The 17,157-nt window shown below is 55.6% G+C and carries 14 protein-coding genes and 1 pseudogene; 6 read left to right on the forward strand and 9 right to left on the reverse strand.

Annotated features, from left to right (window positions below; genetic code table 11):
- Positions 1-67 precede the first annotated feature (67 nt).
- The 3 genes and pseudogenes from BUC32_RS01900 (at position 68) to BUC32_RS01910 (ending at position 2,612) form a co-directional block, all read left to right on the forward strand.
- Positions 68-820: a 5-oxoprolinase subunit B family protein gene (locus BUC32_RS01900; protein WP_073248859.1), complete on the forward strand. Its 753-nt coding sequence runs from the start codon at positions 68-70 to the stop codon at positions 818-820.
- Positions 817-1,842 (forward strand): annotated as a pseudogene (locus tag BUC32_RS01905) (5-oxoprolinase subunit C family protein). The gene BUC32_RS01900 and the pseudogene BUC32_RS01905 overlap by 4 nt, the downstream one beginning before the upstream one ends.
- Positions 1,839-2,612, forward strand: coding sequence for a LamB/YcsF family protein (locus BUC32_RS01910; protein ID WP_073248861.1), 774 nt, complete (start codon positions 1,839-1,841; stop codon positions 2,610-2,612). The pseudogene BUC32_RS01905 and the gene BUC32_RS01910 overlap by 4 nt, the downstream one beginning before the upstream one ends.
- A 3-nt stretch (positions 2,613-2,615) precedes the next feature.
- Here BUC32_RS01910 and BUC32_RS01915 read toward each other — a convergent pair whose 3' ends face one another.
- The 4 genes from BUC32_RS01915 to xylF all read right to left on the reverse strand — a co-directional run bounded on the left by BUC32_RS01915 (position 2,616) and on the right by xylF (position 6,728).
- Entirely contained in the window at positions 2,616-3,560 is a 945-nt protein-coding gene (locus tag BUC32_RS01915) for a glucokinase (protein ID WP_073248863.1), read from the reverse strand.
- A 4-nt stretch (positions 3,561-3,564) separates the two neighbouring features.
- Positions 3,565-4,317 carry an ATP-binding cassette domain-containing protein gene (locus BUC32_RS01920; RefSeq protein ID WP_073248865.1) on the reverse strand — a complete coding sequence of 251 codons (753 nt, stop codon included), beginning with the start codon at positions 4,315-4,317 and terminating at the stop codon, positions 3,565-3,567.
- Entirely contained in the window at positions 4,317-5,615 is a 1,299-nt protein-coding gene (locus BUC32_RS01925; protein WP_073248867.1) for a sugar ABC transporter permease, read from the reverse strand. Before BUC32_RS01925 ends, BUC32_RS01920 begins: the two co-directional genes overlap by 1 nt.
- 84 nt (positions 5,616-5,699) lie before the next feature.
- Positions 5,700-6,728 (reverse strand): D-xylose ABC transporter substrate-binding protein, encoded by a 1,029-nt coding sequence (gene xylF / locus BUC32_RS01930; RefSeq protein ID WP_073248869.1) that lies wholly within the window; start codon positions 6,726-6,728, stop codon positions 5,700-5,702.
- Between the two features lie 204 nt (positions 6,729-6,932).
- Between xylF and BUC32_RS01935 the strand changes: the two genes are divergently transcribed.
- Positions 6,933-8,126, forward strand: coding sequence for an ROK family transcriptional regulator (locus tag BUC32_RS01935; RefSeq protein WP_073248871.1), 1,194 nt, complete (start codon positions 6,933-6,935; stop codon positions 8,124-8,126).
- Positions 8,116-9,663 carry a CRTAC1 family protein gene (locus BUC32_RS01940; RefSeq protein WP_073248873.1) on the forward strand — a complete coding sequence of 516 codons (1,548 nt, stop codon included), beginning with the start codon at positions 8,116-8,118 and terminating at the stop codon, positions 9,661-9,663. The genes BUC32_RS01935 and BUC32_RS01940 overlap by 11 nt, the downstream gene beginning before the upstream one ends.
- On the opposite strand, the gene BUC32_RS01945 is transcribed toward BUC32_RS01940, so the two are convergent.
- The 5 genes from BUC32_RS01945 to BUC32_RS01965 form a co-directional block, all read right to left on the reverse strand.
- The gene (locus BUC32_RS01945; protein WP_175556884.1) at positions 9,657-10,946 is read right to left on the reverse strand and encodes a cytochrome-c peroxidase; all 1,290 of its coding nucleotides are present in this window, start codon (positions 10,944-10,946) and stop codon (positions 9,657-9,659) included. The genes BUC32_RS01940 and BUC32_RS01945 overlap by 7 nt on opposite strands.
- Before the next feature lie 20 nt (positions 10,947-10,966).
- Positions 10,967-11,953 (reverse strand): aldose epimerase family protein, encoded by a 987-nt coding sequence (locus BUC32_RS01950; protein WP_073248875.1) that lies wholly within the window; start codon positions 11,951-11,953, stop codon positions 10,967-10,969.
- Positions 11,953-13,257 (reverse strand): xylose isomerase, encoded by a 1,305-nt coding sequence (gene xylA, locus BUC32_RS01955; protein ID WP_073248877.1) that lies wholly within the window; start codon positions 13,255-13,257, stop codon positions 11,953-11,955. The genes BUC32_RS01950 and xylA overlap by 1 nt, the downstream gene beginning before the upstream one ends.
- Complete coding sequence (gene xylB, locus BUC32_RS01960) at positions 13,254-14,708, reverse strand: xylulokinase (protein ID WP_073248879.1); 1,455 nt, start codon at positions 14,706-14,708, stop codon at positions 13,254-13,256. The genes xylA and xylB overlap by 4 nt, the downstream gene beginning before the upstream one ends.
- A gap of 177 nt (positions 14,709-14,885) precedes the next feature.
- A complete protein-coding gene (locus BUC32_RS01965) occupies positions 14,886-15,890 on the reverse strand; it encodes a LacI family DNA-binding transcriptional regulator (protein ID WP_073249222.1) in 1,005 nt (334 codons plus the stop codon).
- A 181-nt stretch (positions 15,891-16,071) separates the two neighbouring features.
- On the opposite strand from BUC32_RS01965, the gene gap reads away from it, so the two are divergent.
- On the forward strand, positions 16,072-17,103 hold the full coding sequence (gene gap, locus BUC32_RS01970) for a type I glyceraldehyde-3-phosphate dehydrogenase (protein ID WP_073248881.1): 1,032 nt from the start codon (positions 16,072-16,074) through the stop codon (positions 17,101-17,103).
- Positions 17,104-17,157 lie beyond the last annotated feature (54 nt).

The raw sequence follows: 17,157 nt of genomic DNA on the forward strand, positions 1-17,157 counted from the left end.
ATCGCAATTTTTCTTGAAGCCACCAAACGCACCGCACTACTGTCACGCAAAAGGAGCCAACAGGCCGATGGCAGAAATGACGCCTACCGATACGCCGCATTGGCCACGGATCAGAACGGCCGGGTACAAGGGCTTTCTGATCAGTTTTGCTGATCGGCTGAGCGAGCCTGCAAATCGCGCGGCCTTGGCTTTTCGCGATGCGCTGGAACAGTCTGGCATGCCCGGGATCGAGGAAACGTCTACTTCGCTTGTCTCTACCTACCTTCGGATTGACGCGCTTTGTTTGGACCACGCTGCCATCCGTAGCGGATTGTACAATCTGTTGAACAGGCAGAATTGGTTTGATGCTGCGCTGCCTGCCGGGCGCAAGCTTTGGCGGGTTCCAACAGTCTTTGGAACCGACCTTGCGCCGCAACTTGAAGAGGCAGCGCGCGCCGCTGGCATGACCCCGGCGCAGGCCATCACATCAATCTCGTCGTCTCGGGTGCGAGTTCAAACCATTGGTTTTGCGCCCGGAATGCCGTATTTGGGGGAATTGCCTGCTGACTGGAACATTCCGCGTCAAACAGGGCTGACGGCGCAAGTGTCCGCCGCAGGACTTTGTGTGGCCTTACGTCAATTGGTTCTGTTTCCCGTGGCCACGCCAACCGGGTGGCGCCAGATCGGGCAAACCGCATTTCGCCTGTTTCGTCCCGAAGCAGATCATCCGTTTGTTTTGCGACCCGGTGACGAAGTGTTGTTTGAACCTACGACCCCCGAAAAACTGACTGTGATGAACAAAGACGTTGATGGCGGTGCTCTGTCCGAGGCCATTTCGTGAACCGCGCCTTGATTGTTCATCGCGCGGGGCCGGGGGTAACCGTGCAGGATCTGGGCCGCTCAGGATATCTGGCTTTTGGCCTGTCGCGGGGCGGGGCGGCTGATCGGCTGGCGTTGATTGAAGGTGCTACGCTTTTGCAGCAGGACGTGTCCAATGCGGCCTTGGAGCTGGCAGGCATGGGAGGAGAGTTCGAAGCCAGCGAAGAAATGCGTATTGCTTTGACCGGGGCACCGATGAAAGCCACGATTGATGGCGCCCGGGCTGTGTGGAACGCCAGTCATATCCTTCCAAAAGGCGCGCGTTTGTCAATTGGTGCGGCAGAGGTCGGCAGTTACGGCTATCTGCATCTTGGCGGAGGGTTACATCTGCCCGAACAGTTGGGCGCACAAAGTACACATCTGGCCGCCGGAATTGGAGCCACTGTGCAGGCCGCAGACAGATTGCCTGTTGGCCCGGATGATCTGGCGACAACAGGTCTGACACTGGACCGGGATACGCGATTTGACGGCGGAACAATTCGTCTTGTCCCCAGCCTGCAAACCGAATTCTTCGACGCCAGGGAAATCACGCGATTTGAAGCGACCGAGTTTCTGCGCGACAATCGAGCTAACCGCATGGGGGTGCGTATTGTGCCTCAGGGCGAAGGGTTTCATACAGAGGCGGGCCTTACGATCCTGTCCGAAGTGATAGTGCCCGGGGATGTTCAGATCACTGGCGACGGAACCCCTTTCGTATTGCTGAGCGAATGCCAGACCACCGGCGGCTATCCCAGGATTGGATCGGTTCTGCCGACGGATTTGCCTCGTGTGGCTCAGGCCGGACGAGGCGCGGCTCTGCGGTTTCGGTTTGTGACGCTGGAACAAGCGGTTGAAGCTGAGCGACGCGAGGCCACCCGGTAAAAGACCCTGCGCAATCACCTGCGCCCTCTGATCCGCGATCCCCATTCGATCTCAGATCTGCTATCTTATCAATTGATCAGTGGAACAACCGCTGGCGACGATCTTGAAAAGGACATTCCATGAGCAAAACCGTCGATTTGAATGCGGATATGGGCGAAAGCTTTGGTCCATGGACCATGGGTGATGATCTGGCTTTGTTGGATGTAATCAGCTCGGCCAATATTGCCTGTGGGTTTCATGCGGGTGATCCCGACGTGATGGCGAAAACCATGCGTGCCGCCAACAGGCGAGACGTTGGAATTGGGGCGCATCCGGGCTTTGCTGACCTTCAGGGATTTGGTCGTCAGCGCATGTCTTTGCCTGCTGAAACCCTTGCGAATATGGTGCAGTATCAACTGGGGGCGGCTTTGGCGGTGGCGCGTGCAAATGATGCCAAGGTTCGCCATCTGAAGCTACATGGCGCAATGGCCAACTTGGCGGCGGAAGACAAGGCGATGGCGCTTACATGTTATCAGGCGGCGCTTGCGGTCGACCCGGATATCATCATCATGGTTCTGGCTGGTACCGCGCAACAAGCCGCGGTTCACGAGCTGGGATGCCATGCGGCTTGCGAGATTTTTGCAGACCGCGCTTACAATGATGATGCCACTCTGGTGGATCGAAAATTGCCCGGCGCTGTGATCCATGATCCGGAACTGGCGGGTCGCCGGATGGTCGAGATGTTGCAGGTCGGGGCCATTATCACCGAAAGTGGCAAACACATTCCAACCCGGATCGACACGATATGCCTGCACGGGGATACGCCAGAAGCCGTGGATATCGCCAAATCCACGCGCCGCGCATTGCAAGCCAATGGCATCTCTGTGGAACAATTCTCCGGTACGCGTATTTAACTGTCAGCCGGGTTGCGTGGTCTGAGTTACGTCTAAAAGGACCTGAACACATCCTTGAAGGGCCGCGGCATCTTCCTCAATAAGAGAAACTGAAATTTTCGCGACATCTACAACACCCAAATCTCCGCTGGAAAACGCCCGTTCAAAGTGCACAAAACCGTCGGATTTCAAAACGCTGCGCGCTACGCTGCCAGCAAAGAACAAACCCGCTCGGGGCATGTATTGATAGACCATTTGCCGCCCGAGCTTGCCAAGTACCTGTGCAAAAACTTCAACGGACTGGGTGGCGTTCTGATCTGAATTTACCTCGAAACGTTGCATGATTTCCCGGCTGGGCAACGACTCGCCCGACATCAATTGGTAAATCCGCTCAAGTCCCGATCCACACATCCAATCCTCAACGCGAGGGGTGTTCGAGATCGAACAGCCAAGGTGATCCGCCAGCATGTTCGCAATTGGGCTGGGCAGTGCCGCATGCCCCAACTCGGCTTCAAAGGCAACTGTACTGCTCTCTGATGTGCGCTTGGAGAGGCTAACATTGAACCCGGTGCCCATGCCCACTATCAGACTTTGCACTTCGTCCGGTGTCGACTTGGGGCCGTAAAGCCGAGTTGGGTTTAACTCGGAAAGCGCATAACTAAGAGCCGCCAGATCGTTGATGAAAACGACTGAATCGGTTTTCAGGGCCTTGCCAATACGGGCAGCATCAAACGTCCAGTCTCGGTTTGTCAGGCGTGCCGCTGCGGCCCCCACGGGTCCCGCAATTGCCAAGCAGGCCGCATCGATCCCGGTGGCGCCGGCATCGTCGCGAAACTGCTCGAGCACTTCATCAAACGTGCCAAACAGATCGTTTTGGTAGTGCCGCTGCGTTCGAGAGTTCACACCTGATGGGTCTGCCAAAGCCAGACGCGTATTGGTGCCGCCTATGTCGCCAACCAGATATTTCATCAACCTAGCAATCCACGCCTTCTGGTTTTTTGCCAAGGATGATCATGCCCAAAAGATCGTCGTCTGTAACATCATCGACATCAACCACGCCAACCAGTTTGCCGTTCTTCATCACACTGGCGCGGTCGCACAATTCCATCACGTCGTGAATGTCATGGCTGATCAGAAAAATCCCGATACCATCCGCCTTGAGCTGCTGAATAAGCTCGGCCACCATTTGGGTCTCATGCGGCCCAAGGGCGGCGGTCGGTTCATCCATAATCAGGATGCGGGCATTGAAGTAAACCGCCCGGGCGATGGCCACAGACTGACGTTGCCCACCTGAAAGCGCCGAAACTGGTTCGCTGAACTTTTGAAAGTTCGGGTTAAGCCGCGCCATGATCTTGCGGGTTTCGGCCTCCATTGCGTCGTCGTCCACCAACCCAAAAGGCGTCACCAGTTCGCGTCCAAGAAACAGGTTTGATGCGGCATCCAGATTGTCGGCCAAAGCCAACGTTTGATAGATTGTTTCGATCTGATGAGATCGCGCGTCGCGCGGATTGTGAATCTCAACCTTTTCGCCATTGATCAGGATTTCGCCGCTGTCGGCCTGATAGGCCCCGGACAAAATCTTGATCAGAGTGGATTTCCCCGCCCCGTTGTGACCCAACAGGCCCACTACTTCTCCGGGATGAAGGTCGACGCTGACGTGGTCCACGGCATGTACCCCACCAAACGAGATACAGATGTCGCGCATTTCTACGAGAGGAGTGGTCATCAGGCACCTCCAGTGCGTTTGCGATAGATGATGTCGATCAGGACAGCCAGAACCAGAACCGCTCCGACCACGATGTTTTGCAACGGCGCGTCAACGCCAACCATGGCCATGCCCGATTGCAAAGATTGCATAATCAGCGCGCCAAGGATTGCACCGTGAATGGTGCCCACACCTCCGGCAAGGGCTGTTCCGCCAATCACTGCGGCGGCAATCACCCGCAATTCGTCCAGCGTGCCGATGTCGTTAGAGTGGTTGGTCAACCGGGCCGACGCGACAATTGCCGAGATCGCACACAAGGCGCCCATCAGGGCGAAAATCTTGACTGTGAGCAATCGGGTGTTGATGCCCGACAGCTCTGCCGCATCCGGGTTGCCCCCGGTGGCAAAGATGTATCGTCCCAACCGGGTGCGGCGCGCCAGAATGGTCATGCCGATGGCAATGGCAATCAACACCAGAACCGAGATGGGGATGCCATAAGATTGCGTGAACCCCTCAGGCATAACCTCGCCTCTGGCGTCAAACAATCGCTGTAGCTTGCGGGTTGGCACGTCATAGGCATTCAACGTTGCGACAAATCCCAGGATCGCGCTGGCCGCAATGCCGCCCAATACATATTCGGCCCACAAGGGCTTGACCGCAAAACCATGCTTTAGCTTGTTGCGACGTGCGTTGAGCAGACCAAACAGGGCGGCCGCAGTGGCCAAGGCGCCCACGATCCAGGACCCCGAAGCGCCCAAAGTGCCATTGATGCCGCCGAATTTCTGAAAGGTTGTGTCCAATGGACCGATGGTTTTACCGCTGGTCATGTACCACGCAACGTTGCGCCAGACCAATAACCCGCCAAGGGTCACGATAAAGGCTGGGATGGTCAGGTATCCCACAAGAAAACCGTGAAAGGCACCAATTGCTGTGCCCGCGATCACGCCGATAACAATGGTGATCCAAGGGGTGAGCGCGTGGTCGAACCCAAGCCCCAAAACTTGTGGAAGGAACTGAGTTTGTGTCATCGCCATAATCGCCGAGCAAGTGGCCAGCAAAGCGCCAACGCTCAGGTCGATGTGGCGGGTGACGATCACAAACACCATGCCGGTTGCCATGATGGCTACGGAAACGGTCTGGATCGTCAGGTTAAAGATGTTGCGGGGGGTCAGAAACCGTCCGCCAGTCGCGAAATCAAACCCGATGCACAGGATGACAAACGCGCCAACCATGCCAAGTAATCGAAGGTCGATCTCGAGCGTTTGAAAAAATCCGCGTTTCTGCGCCGTCGGCAACGCGTTGGTATCATGTTGGGGCATGGGAAAACCTTGTGAAAAGCCTGGGTCAAAAGGCTGAAGTAGCAGCCGCCCATCCGAGATGCGGGCGACTGCAATTGGTGTGGCTTAGTTACAGGGGGCAGGGCCGCCGCTGACACCCTGACACAGGGCGTCTTTTGCAATCCAGCCCGCGTCAACAACCACAGTCAGATTGTCTTTGGTGACCGGAACCGGTGCCAGAAACTTGGCTGTCATTTCCGTGCCAGCCGGAGATGTCCAGCTGCCCGCGCCGTCCACGTCAACCATGGCCGATCCACCGGCCAACGCGACAGCAATTTCGCCAGCCGCTTTGCCCAATTCACGCGCGTCTTTCCAGACAGACACGGTTTGATGACCCTTGGCCACACGGTTCAACGCCGCGTGGTCGCCATCCTGACCTGATACCGGAATGCCTTCCATGCCTTGGGCTGTCAATGCTGCCACAACACCACCGGCTGTGCCGTCATTTGAGGCCACAACAGCGTCGACACCGTTATCGGCGGCTGTCAGGATTTGCTCCATGTTGCGTTGGGCATTGGCAGGCAGCCAGCCATCGGTATAGGCCTCGGCCACAATCTCAATGTCACCCGCGTCAACTGCGGCTTGAATGATCTCTTGCTGGCCACCGCGCAGGAAGTCTGCGTTTGGATCGGTGGGCGAGCCCTTGATCATGACATACCGGCCTTTTGGCATCTCGGCGAACACGGCACGTGCTTGCATGCGGCCCACTTCAACGTTGTCAAACGTCAGGTAAAACGCACGTGGGTCTTCGATTAGGCGGTCATAGCCTACAACGGCCACGCCTTCGTCGGCAGCGGCCTGAACCGCAGGACCAATGGCCTGCGCATCCTGTGCCAGAATGATCAGCGCATCTGCTCCCTGCGCAATCAGGCTTTCCACATCCGAAAGCTGCTTGGCCGATGAGCTTTGTGCATCTGACGAGATGTATTTTGCACCTGCGGCGTCAAGCGCTGCTTTGATGGCGGCCTCATCGGTTTTCCAGCGTTCTTCCTGAAAATTCGACCAGCTCACGCCGACGATCAGATCATCCGCAAAAGCCGCAGCACCCATAAACGTGCTCGCGACAATTGCAGCAGCAGTTGTAAATAGTTTCATGATTCTTCTCCCTCATATTCAATGCTCATCGTTCCATCCAAGGATGAAACGCGTGCTGCTTAGATGTTACCTGATTAAATTTGCAAATCAAATTAAATCGAATAAGCTAGCAAAAAGGGACTCTTCGCGGCACTCTGAATACCACAAGGCGACACATCACAATCACGGGTGTGGTTGCGCTAAGATACGGGAATATTTGAAATAATGGCTGGAGAGATTCGCAATAATGGTCGGCGCGCCCTGCTGGCGGAAATCCGACGTAATAAGCGGATTCCGCGCATTGACCTAGCTGAACGGACGGGTATCAGTCGTGCAACGGTGACGACCATTACTGCCGATCTTCTGAAAGAAGGGCTGATCGAAGAGGTGCGAGAAGACGTAACTGGCAAAGACAACCGCCGCGGACGTCCCAAGGTTGATCTCAAAATTCGGGGAGCAGCGCGGCATGTTGTCGGCATTAAGGTCGCCAATAAAACGATTTCAACCGTGCTGCATGACTTTGAAGGCGCGCAAATTGCAGACCACGACCTGGCACTTGAGAAAAGTGTTTTTGGTGCAAATGAGCTGGCTGAAAAACTGGCTGAAGTCATTGCCGGCCTGGTCGACAAGGCCGGACTAGATGCTGAGGATATTTCGGGCGTGGGGGTTGGAATCGCGGGTACGGTCGATGCATTGCAGGGGTTTGTTTATTGGTCGCCCTCGTTAGTCGACCGAAATCTGGCGCTGGGTCAGGTGTTAAAGGATCACCTTGGAGTTCCGGTTTTTATTGACAACGATGCCAATCTGGTGGCCGTCGCCGAGCGTTCTTTTGGGCTGGGGCAGGAACATTCGGACTTTATTGTTGTGACGATCGAAAGCGGTGTCGGCATGGGAATTGTCATTGGCAATGAACTATACCGTGGCAATCGCGGCTGCGGTGCCGAATTTGGTCATACCAAAGTGCAACTCGATGGGGCCCTGTGCCGCTGCGGCCAACGTGGTTGTCTTGAGGCTTATGTCGCCGATTATGCGCTGCTGCGCGAGGCGACCGTTGCTGGCGGCAACCCAGCTGATGACAAGGTTGAAAACTTGCTTGGTGCAGCACGGCACGGTGATCCTCTGGCCAAATCCATTGTGGATCGGGCTGGGCGCATGTTCGCCATGGGGCTGTCTAACATCGTCAATATATTTGACCCCGAACTGATCATCCTGTCCGGTGAGCAGATGCAATCAGATCATCTTTATGCAGAAGACGTCATCGAAGCGATGCGCAAATCAGTTGTGCAGATCGACAAGGCCGGCCCTGAAGTGGTGGTGCACCAATGGGGCGACCTGATGTGGGCGCAGGGTGCGGCGGCTTATGCGCTGGACGAGGTGTCGGAACTTGCCGTTTCAGGAATTAAGCCGAATGCAGTTTGATTTCAGGGTCTGTGTGATGTCTGCTTTGGTCTGGGCGGGGGCGACCAGCGCTGATCCCTTGTTTCTGCCCGAATCTGTCCCCATGCATGTTTATGACGGAGGATGGGAACATTTTGTCGGCGGAGGTGTGGCGGTATTTGACTGCGACGGCGATGCCCTCCCCGAGATGTTCGTCGCCGGAGGCAGCAATCCGGTGCAATTGCTGCGCAACTATTCTGAGGTTGGCGGGCCATTGCGCTTTGAATCTCACACGCCCAGGCACCTTGCGATGAGCGGTGCAACGGGGGCTTATCCGCTGGATATCGACAGTGATGGTCACATGGATCTTGCGGTTTTGCGGGTTGGTGACAATCAACTGTTTCGTGGTCTGGGCAATTGCGCCTTTGAACCCTATGCGCCGAATGGGTTTCTGGGCGGCGCTGGCTGGACCACGGCGTTCTCAGCGACTTGGGAAGCGGAGCAAAACTGGCCTACTTTGGCGTTTGGGAACTATGTTGATCGTGACGATCCCAAAGGCCCCTTTGGCAGTTGTGATCGCAATTATCTGTTTCGCCCTTCCGGGCTATCCTACGTTCGCGGTGAACTGGCACCGGCTTTTTGCCCGTTGTCTATGCTGTTCAGCGATTGGAGCCGCACAGGGCGCGCTGATCTGCGCATCAGCAATGATCGTCACTACTATGTTTCCGGTGGCGAAGAGCAGCTTTGGCAAATGGCCTCGGCGCCCCGGCTGTTTAGTCCAGAGGAAGGCTGGAAACTGTATCGCCTTTGGGGCATGGGCATCGCCTCGCGGGATCTGAATTTTGATGGGCTGCCTGAAGTCTTCTTATCGTCCATGGGAGATCAGAGACTGCAGAGGATGTCCGGGCAGCGGGTGCCGATGTGGGAAGACGTGCCCTATGAAATGGGATCGACGGCGCATCGGCCTTATGTCGGGGACGACGGGCGGCCTTCGACTGGGTGGCATGTGAGCTTTGGCGACGTGCAAAATGACGGGCTGGATGACGTATTCATTGCCAAGGGCAATGTGGAACAGATGCCTGACAGCGCTATGGAAGACCCCAATAATCTATTGCTGCAAAACGCTGACGGATCATTCACCGAAGCGGGAAATCTGGCGGGTGTTGCCAGCCTGCATCGAGGTCGCGGCGCAGCCATGGTTGATTTCAATAAGGATGGGCTACTGGACCTTGCGGTGGTCAACCGTCGTTCCGCGCTTGAGGTCTATCGCAATGTGTCAACCGACACTGGCAACTGGCTGTCGCTGCAACTTCGCCAAGATGCGCCCAACGTGAACGCCGTTGGCGCGTTCATTGAACTGCGTGTCGGTGACAAAACGATGGTGCGCGAAATCACAGTGGGCGGAGGTCACGCGGGCGGCGTAGCAGGCCCCGAACATTTTGGTCTGGCCAAAGCCAAACAGGTGCAAGTGCGGGTGATCTGGCCGGATGGACAGGCTTCGGATTGGACCGGGCTATCCATAAACCAACGGCTATTAATTGGTCGCTCTGACCTAGCCTTGCAAGTGACGGCTTACTGATCCACAGGCAGCCCGCTTGGCACAGTGACGGGAACGCCCAGCCGTCCGACTACGGCCACTGGATCACTCAAAGCTGCCAAGAATGACAAGATATCCTGCACCTCTTGATCGCTCAGCATCACTGGGGCCAATTCATTGGCATCAGCGATGGCTGCAACTTCTTCGGGGATGGTCATCAGCGCATCATCGGTCTCAAAGGGTTGCCCGGGTAAAATGGCTTGGCTGACATCATATGCTTTCAACGCGGCAACAGGATCAAGATGGTGGCGCACCACGGTTTCAAGACTGCGATATGCTCCGCTATGCCCATAGGGTGCGGTTTCGGTCACGTTGCGCAAAGAAGGCGTGCGAAAGCGATAGGCGTCGTCTGGATCACCCGTCACACGCATGCGCCCGATATCGCGATTGTGTCGCTCAAACCTTGCTGCCTTTCCGGGGCCAATCTGAGGCATTGCGATCGCGTGATATTGCTGATCCGTTTGGAAAATTCCAGAATGACAGGTATCGCATTCTGCCTTTCCATAAAACAATTCCATACCTGCGATGGCTTGTTCTGGCATCGTGTTTTCGCCGCGCAGATATAGGTCAAACAGGCTTTGATCGGCACGCCATTCAAAGGCAATGAAATCCGCAATGACATTTGCAATATCCGCGAAAACAACCGGATCAGACGAGGATTTCAGACCCTCAAATGCCAGCCCATAGTCGGGAATGGCCGTGACCCGCGCCGTCAAAATGGCCCAGGCGCCGCCTTCGCCCGTCAAAAAACCCTGACGCACCGCCTGGGCCACATCACTTTCCGAATAATGCCCGGCCATTTCGTCGCCCGATAACACAGGAAACATTGCCTGAGCGGCTAGGGCGGATTTGAAACCCTTCTCCATTTCGCCGCCCAACGGCGTACGAATGCCCGAGGGCCGGGTGTTGTCCTGCTCAAGCCGTCCATCATGGAAAAACCGGGTAAATTCAGTTGCACCCAGATTGAACAAGGCTGGTGCATTGCGTGGGATGCGCTGTTCCGGCGGATTGTCAGGATCAAAGCGACGATCAGGCCCAAGCCCGATGCCCCCATCCCCAATGCCAAGCGACACGCCGTCCGAGGTGCCAAACCGAGGATGATGACAGGTCGCACAGGACACATCGCGATTGCCGCTCAGAATGGGATCGTAAAACAGCTGTTGACCCAACCGCACAGAGCGCATGTCCAAGTCAGGAAATTCAGCGTCGGGTGTTGGCAAAGGTCCGGCAATGGCAAGACTTGGAACCAGGCAGATCGCCACCATCAGGTTGCGAATTTTTCTGCTTAGTCCTGACATATCGTGACTTTCAACTGATGCCGGTATGGGCGCTCTGGGGTGACGATTGTTGACGCAAAGGCTGGGACGTTTACTGCATTGGGAAACCCCTGTGTCTCAAGGCAGAACCCGCAATAGGGCGCATGGAACTGCCCGGCCAAAGGTGTATGCAATGCACTCAGGTTTCGCGCGGTGTAAAGCTGAACACAGGGCTGATCGGTTTCCAATGTCAATCGCAGACCATTTGGGGCTGTGACCGTTGCGGCCGTTTGCTGGGTTTGGGATAAAACGTAATTGATATCATATCCGTCGCCCGCCGAATCCGCATCGCGAAATCGTCTGGGCGCTGTGAAATCATACTGCGAGTCGGCGACATCGCACAGAGGCCCTGTGGCAATGTTGTCTTTGTCCAAAGCGGTGATCCGGGCCGCGTTCAAATCAACCACATGATCGCGCACGTCAGCCTTTCCCATCAGGTTGTAATAGGAATGCTGGGCCAGATTGATCGGTGTCGGTTGATCTGCATCGGCTCGCATATCATAGGTCAGGCTGTTTTGCGACAATGTGATTGTGACCTGAAACGCAACGGTCCCCGGAAATCCCTGATCTCTGTTCTGCGAGGTCAGGTGCAAACGTACTGATTTGTCCCCATCCGGCGCCATGGTCCAGAACCGCGTGCCGATGCCCTCAGCACCGCCGTGCAGGCAGTGCGCCCCTTCATTGGCGCTTAGGTCATGACGTTGGCTGTGCAACGTATACCGGGCATTGCCAATACGGTTGGCGACACGGCCCACAATAGCCCCCATGAAATAAGGGTTTTGCAAGTAAGATTCCGGATCAGAATACCCCAACACCACCGGTATGCGGCGATCTTCAACCGGCACACGCCAGTCCTGTGTGATACACCCCAGATTTAAAATCGAAACCGACACATCGCCGTCCGAAAGCACGTGTTTTCGAACCTCTTCGTCTGATGGTGACCGGACCCGATTCATTACACAAATCGGTTGACGTAATTCTCCAGTATTTCCTGTCGGCCTGACTGAGGTTTTGGATCAACTTTGCCCGTGTGAACCTGCTCAAAAATCGAACCCAGATCACCTTGGAGCATGGCTTGAGCTTCGGGCGTGTCCCAGCCTGCGTAACGTGCTGCAAGCGCTTGGTCCAACCCACCATCTTCCAACATCGCTGCCGCAGCTTTGAGCCCACGCGCACAGATGTCCATGCCGCCAACATGCGCCGCCACAAGGTCTTCGGCGTCTAGTGATTGGCGTCTTAGTTTGGCGTCAAAATTGGTGCCGCCAGATGTGAACCCACCGTCCTTCAGGATGTGATAATAGGCCAGTGCAACTTCGGGTGTGTTGTTGGGGAACTGATCGGTGTCCCAACCCGACTGATAATCGTTGCGGTTCATGTCAATTGATCCAAGCACCCCAAGGGCCGTCGCCGCCGCAATCTCATGCTCGAACGAATGTCCGGCCAGAATGGCATGCCCCTGTTCAAGGTTCAGCTTGACCTCATTTTCGAGACCGTATTTCTGCAAAAACCCATAGCAAGTGGTCGCATCATAATCATATTGATGCTTAGACGGCTCCTGCGGTTTTGGCTCCACCAGAATAGCCCCTTTGAAGCCAATCTTGTGCTTGTAATCGACCACCATGTTCAGGAAGCGACCCATATGATCCAGTTCCCGGCCCATGTCGGTATTAAGCAGGGTTTCATAGCCTTCGCGACCGCCCCACAGCACATAGTTCTCACCGTTTAACCGGTGGGTCGCATCCATGCAGGTTTTCACAGTGGCCGCAGAATAGGCAAAGACATCCGGGTCCGGATTGGTTGATGCACCAGACATCCAGCGCCGGTGGCTGAACATATTGGCGGTCCCCCACAACAGACGGGTTTTGCGGGTCGACATTTTCTCTTCGAAATAGTCGATGATGGTTTCAAAATTGCGCAGCGAGGCGGCAAAACTGTCCCCTTCGGGCCGAATATCCGCGTCATGCCAGCAAAAATAGGGCTGTCCCAGAATGTCGAACAATTCAAAAGCGGCGTCTGCTTTGACTTTGGCGCGGCCAATCTCGTCCTGGGGGTGCCAGGGGCGCTCAAACGTTTGGCCACCAAAGGGATCCCCACCTTCCCAGGCAAAAGAATGCCAATAGGCGACCGCAAAGCGCAGATGGTCTTCCATGCGTTTGCCCATGACAACCTCGTCCGGGTTGTAGTGGCGAAACGCCAGCGGGGATGTGCTGTCCGGGCCTTCATAGGCAATTGGCGCCATACCTTGGAAAAAATCGGTCATGAGGAAAGTCCTTTTAGGCTCGGATATAGGTTTCGATACACGGCATAGGCCTCTTGGTAGCGGCCTGTCAGTTCAGTACGGGGCATAATCGTCGTGGAAATCTGTGGCTTGGTCATCACCACCTCCGGGCTTTGGCCAGTGACACCACAGATGGCCAGACGGGCGGCCCCCAAAGCGGCGCCAAACTCGCCCTTTTCGGGCAGGTGCAGTGGGGTTTCCAGTACAGTCGCGACCAGCTCCAACCAATAGCGCGATTGCGACCCGCCACCGATGGCAAACACACTGTCCAGCGACGCCCCGGTTGATTTCAATGCCTCAAGGCTGTCGCGCAAGGCAAAGCTTACGCCCTCGATGACAGCCCGGGTGAGGTCAGCGTGATTACTCGAGATGTCCAGACCAATCAGGGCGCCGCGAATGGCGCTGTCATTATGTGGGGTGCGCTCACCAGACAGATAGGGCAAGAAATGCACCGTTCCGGGGGCGCCCAACGTATCGCCCAGCAATGTCGTCAACTGCTCTGGGCTTTGTTGCAGGTTTCGCGACAGCCAGTTCAGGCTGTCGGTTGCTGCCAGTATGACCCCCATCTGGTACCATTTGCCGGGGACGGCATGACAAAACGTGTGCACCGCACTGGCCGGTTGCGGGGCAAAGTTGTCGCGTGCGGCCAGCAATACGCCAGATGTTCCAAGTGAAACAAAACCGTCGCCTTCGCTGAGCGCACCAATCCCGCAAGCGGCAGCAGCATTGTCTCCGGCGCCTGCTGCAACGGCGACATCCGACGGCAACCCAAGTTCCGATGCCAGATCAGATCGGATGACCCCGACAAGGTCAGTGCCTTCAAACAATCGCGGCATCTGGTCTTGGCGCATGTCTCCGGCCGCAAGCAACGTTTTGGACCAGTCGCGTTTGCCAACATCAAGCCATGCGGTTCCGGCACTGTCGGACATGTCAGACGTGAACGCACCCGTGAGCCAGAAGGTCAGATAATCTTTGGGCAGCAGAACTTTTGCGACTTTTGCAAAAATTTCCGGTTCATTTTCGGCAACCCAGGCCAGTTTGGGCGCTGTAAAGCCGGGAAACACGATATTTCCACTCAGATCTCGAACACTCTCAAAGCTATCCAGCTTTGCAGCCTGAACGGCGCTGCGTGTGTCATTCCACATAATGCAGGGGCGTAAAACGCAGGCATCTCTATCCAGCAACGTCGCACCGTGCATATGTCCCGAAATGCCCAAACCGCGTAGCTGGCCCATCTGGCTGGGCATGCGATGACGAAGATCTCTCAGCACTTTTTGAGAGGCACTCACCCAGTCTTCGGGGTCTTGTTCGCTCCAACCAGAGTGCGCATGGGTCGTGTCGTACGATGCCTCAGACACGGCTATGGTCTGCTGGTCATCATCGACCAACAGGGCGCGCAAGCCCGATGTGCCCAGATCAAGTCCTATAAACAATTTCGTTCCCCCAGCTGTGTATTCACAGGTGCTTCGGATTAAATTTTAGACACAAACTAAATAGGAAATCAATCAAAGGATATCGTGGGCCGTCATAAAAACCCAAATTGCTTTTCATGCGGCATGTCCTGAGATTTGCGCAAAATCACAGTTTTGGGTTTGTTTTCAGGGGGGCGTTCAGAGCGACGCGCCGAAGGATACCACGGGATGAAGCTCAACAACAGTATCAGGCCGGGTCTCGTCTGATTGCTGGTTCGCAAGAATGATTTCGGATGCTTTGAGCCCAATTTCGAATCTGTGGGCGTCTGTTGTGGCCAGCTCAATCGGCAGACCGCGCAGCAGCTCCAGATTGTTAAATCCGCACAAGGCGATGTCGCCGGGCACCGAGAGACCGTTGCTAAGGCAATGCATCATTCCGCCGACAGCCATCAGGTCACTCGAATAATAGATGCATTCAATGTCGGGTGTCCGCGCCAACATCGTTTCCGTCAGCTCGCGACCGGTTTCGATCGACGATTGCCCGGAGTACCGTTCGAGATCTGCAACCTCGAGGCCGTTGGCCTGCAGATAATCCTGAAATCCTGTAAGCCGTTTGTTCGCGCGATAATCCTGCTCCATCTTGGTGCCGATAAAGCCAATCTTGCGATACCCTTTGCCCAGTATTGTGGCGGCCATTCCGCGGCCTGCCGAAAAATGAGAAATGCCAACGCAATGTGCGACCGGGTCGCCGTCAACGTCCATAATCTCGACCACGGGGCAGGCGGCTGCAGCCAGCATTGCTCGGGCGGCGTCAGTGTGCTCCAACCCTGCCACAATAACACCAGAGGGACGCCAGCTCAGCATTTCGCGAATGACCTCTTCCTCTTCATTCAGATCATAACCTGTCACGCCGATCACCGGCTTCAAAGGGCCTGACGATAGCCCTTTGGTGATCCCTGATAAGACTTCGGGGAACACGAAACTGCTAAGAGAAGGGACAACCACGCCAACAAGTCTGACCGATTGTGAGGCCAGTGACCCCGCGATCCGATTGGGTACATACCCCAGTTCAGTCGCAATTTTCTGTATCTTTGCACGCGTTGCCTTGGCGACATCCGGGGCGTCGCGCAATGCCCGGCTCGCGGTCATTTCACTGACACCGGCCAATCGCGCGATATCTTTCAACACAAGGGGTTTGGTCATGGCTTGATCGTCCTGCACATAAGCCCGCGCTTCAAGCGATTTTCACACCCATTTCAAACAATTCTTCGCGCGGGTTGAAAAATCGGATGAATGACTCTATGATAGCGCTAACGGTGGCGATACCAAAATGTCAGCCACACTAGGGAATTGATCTTGTGGCGGGTTAGGCGGAGATAAGAAAATGACACTTAAAATTGCAATTAATGGATTCGGACGGATCGGTCGCGGCGTTTTGCGCGCTTTGCTCGAAAGCGGCGCGAACGACATCGAAGTGGTGGCGATCAATGATCTGGCGCCAGCCGAAACAATCGCGCATCTTCTGAAATACGACAGTGTTCATGGCCGTCTTAAATGTTCTGTTAAGGTTGCCGGAGACAGTCTTCAGGTTGCTGGCAAGACCATTCGTCTTACGGCCATCCGGGAACCCGAAAATTTGCCATGGGGTGACGTGGACATTGCCTATGAATGCACAGGCCTTTTTACCACCCGTGAAAAGGCAGCTTTGCATCTGAAAAACGGATCGAAACGGGTTTTGATTTCTGCACCCGGTCAGGATGTGGACCGCACTGTGGTTTTTGGGGTGAATGACGCCGATCTCACAGCGGATGATCACATCGTGTCCAATGCCTCCTGTACGACCAACTGTCTGGCCCCGGTGGCTTTGGTTCTGGATCGCGCGTTTGGGATTAAGACCGGCTATATGACGACGATTCACTCATTTACTGGGGATCAGCCCAGCCATGACACCAGCCACCGCGATCCTTACCGGGCGCGGGCGGCATCCCTGTCGATGATCCCGACATCAACCGGCGCAGCCCGGGCAATCTCACTTGTGTTGCCACAGTTGGCAGGCCGTCTCGAAGGCTCTGCAATTCGCGTGCCCACGCCCAATGTGTCTTTGGTTGATCTTAGCTTTGTGCCGGAAAAACAGGTGACAACTGCGCAAATCAACGCCGCGATTGCGCAAGCCGCCCAAGGTGAATTGGCTGGCGTTCTGGCCTATGAAGAAGACCCGATGGTGTCGATTGATTTCAACCACGACCCGCATTCGTCCTGTTTTGCCGCCGCACAGACAACGGTGACAAAGGATGGTCTGGTGCGTGTGGTCAGCTGGTATGACAACGAGTGGGGGTTTTCCAACCGGATGATCGACACAGGCCGACGGATTGGCGAGCTTCTCTCACTGGCGCAGCCGATGAAATTGGCGAGCTAACGTTTCTGGACTGCGACGGATTGGCCAAAAGCGCGGCTGGCCTTTGACAAGTCG

It is taken from the genome of Shimia gijangensis (assembly GCF_900142085.1).
Lineage (GTDB): Bacteria > Pseudomonadota > Alphaproteobacteria > Rhodobacterales > Rhodobacteraceae > Shimia > Shimia gijangensis.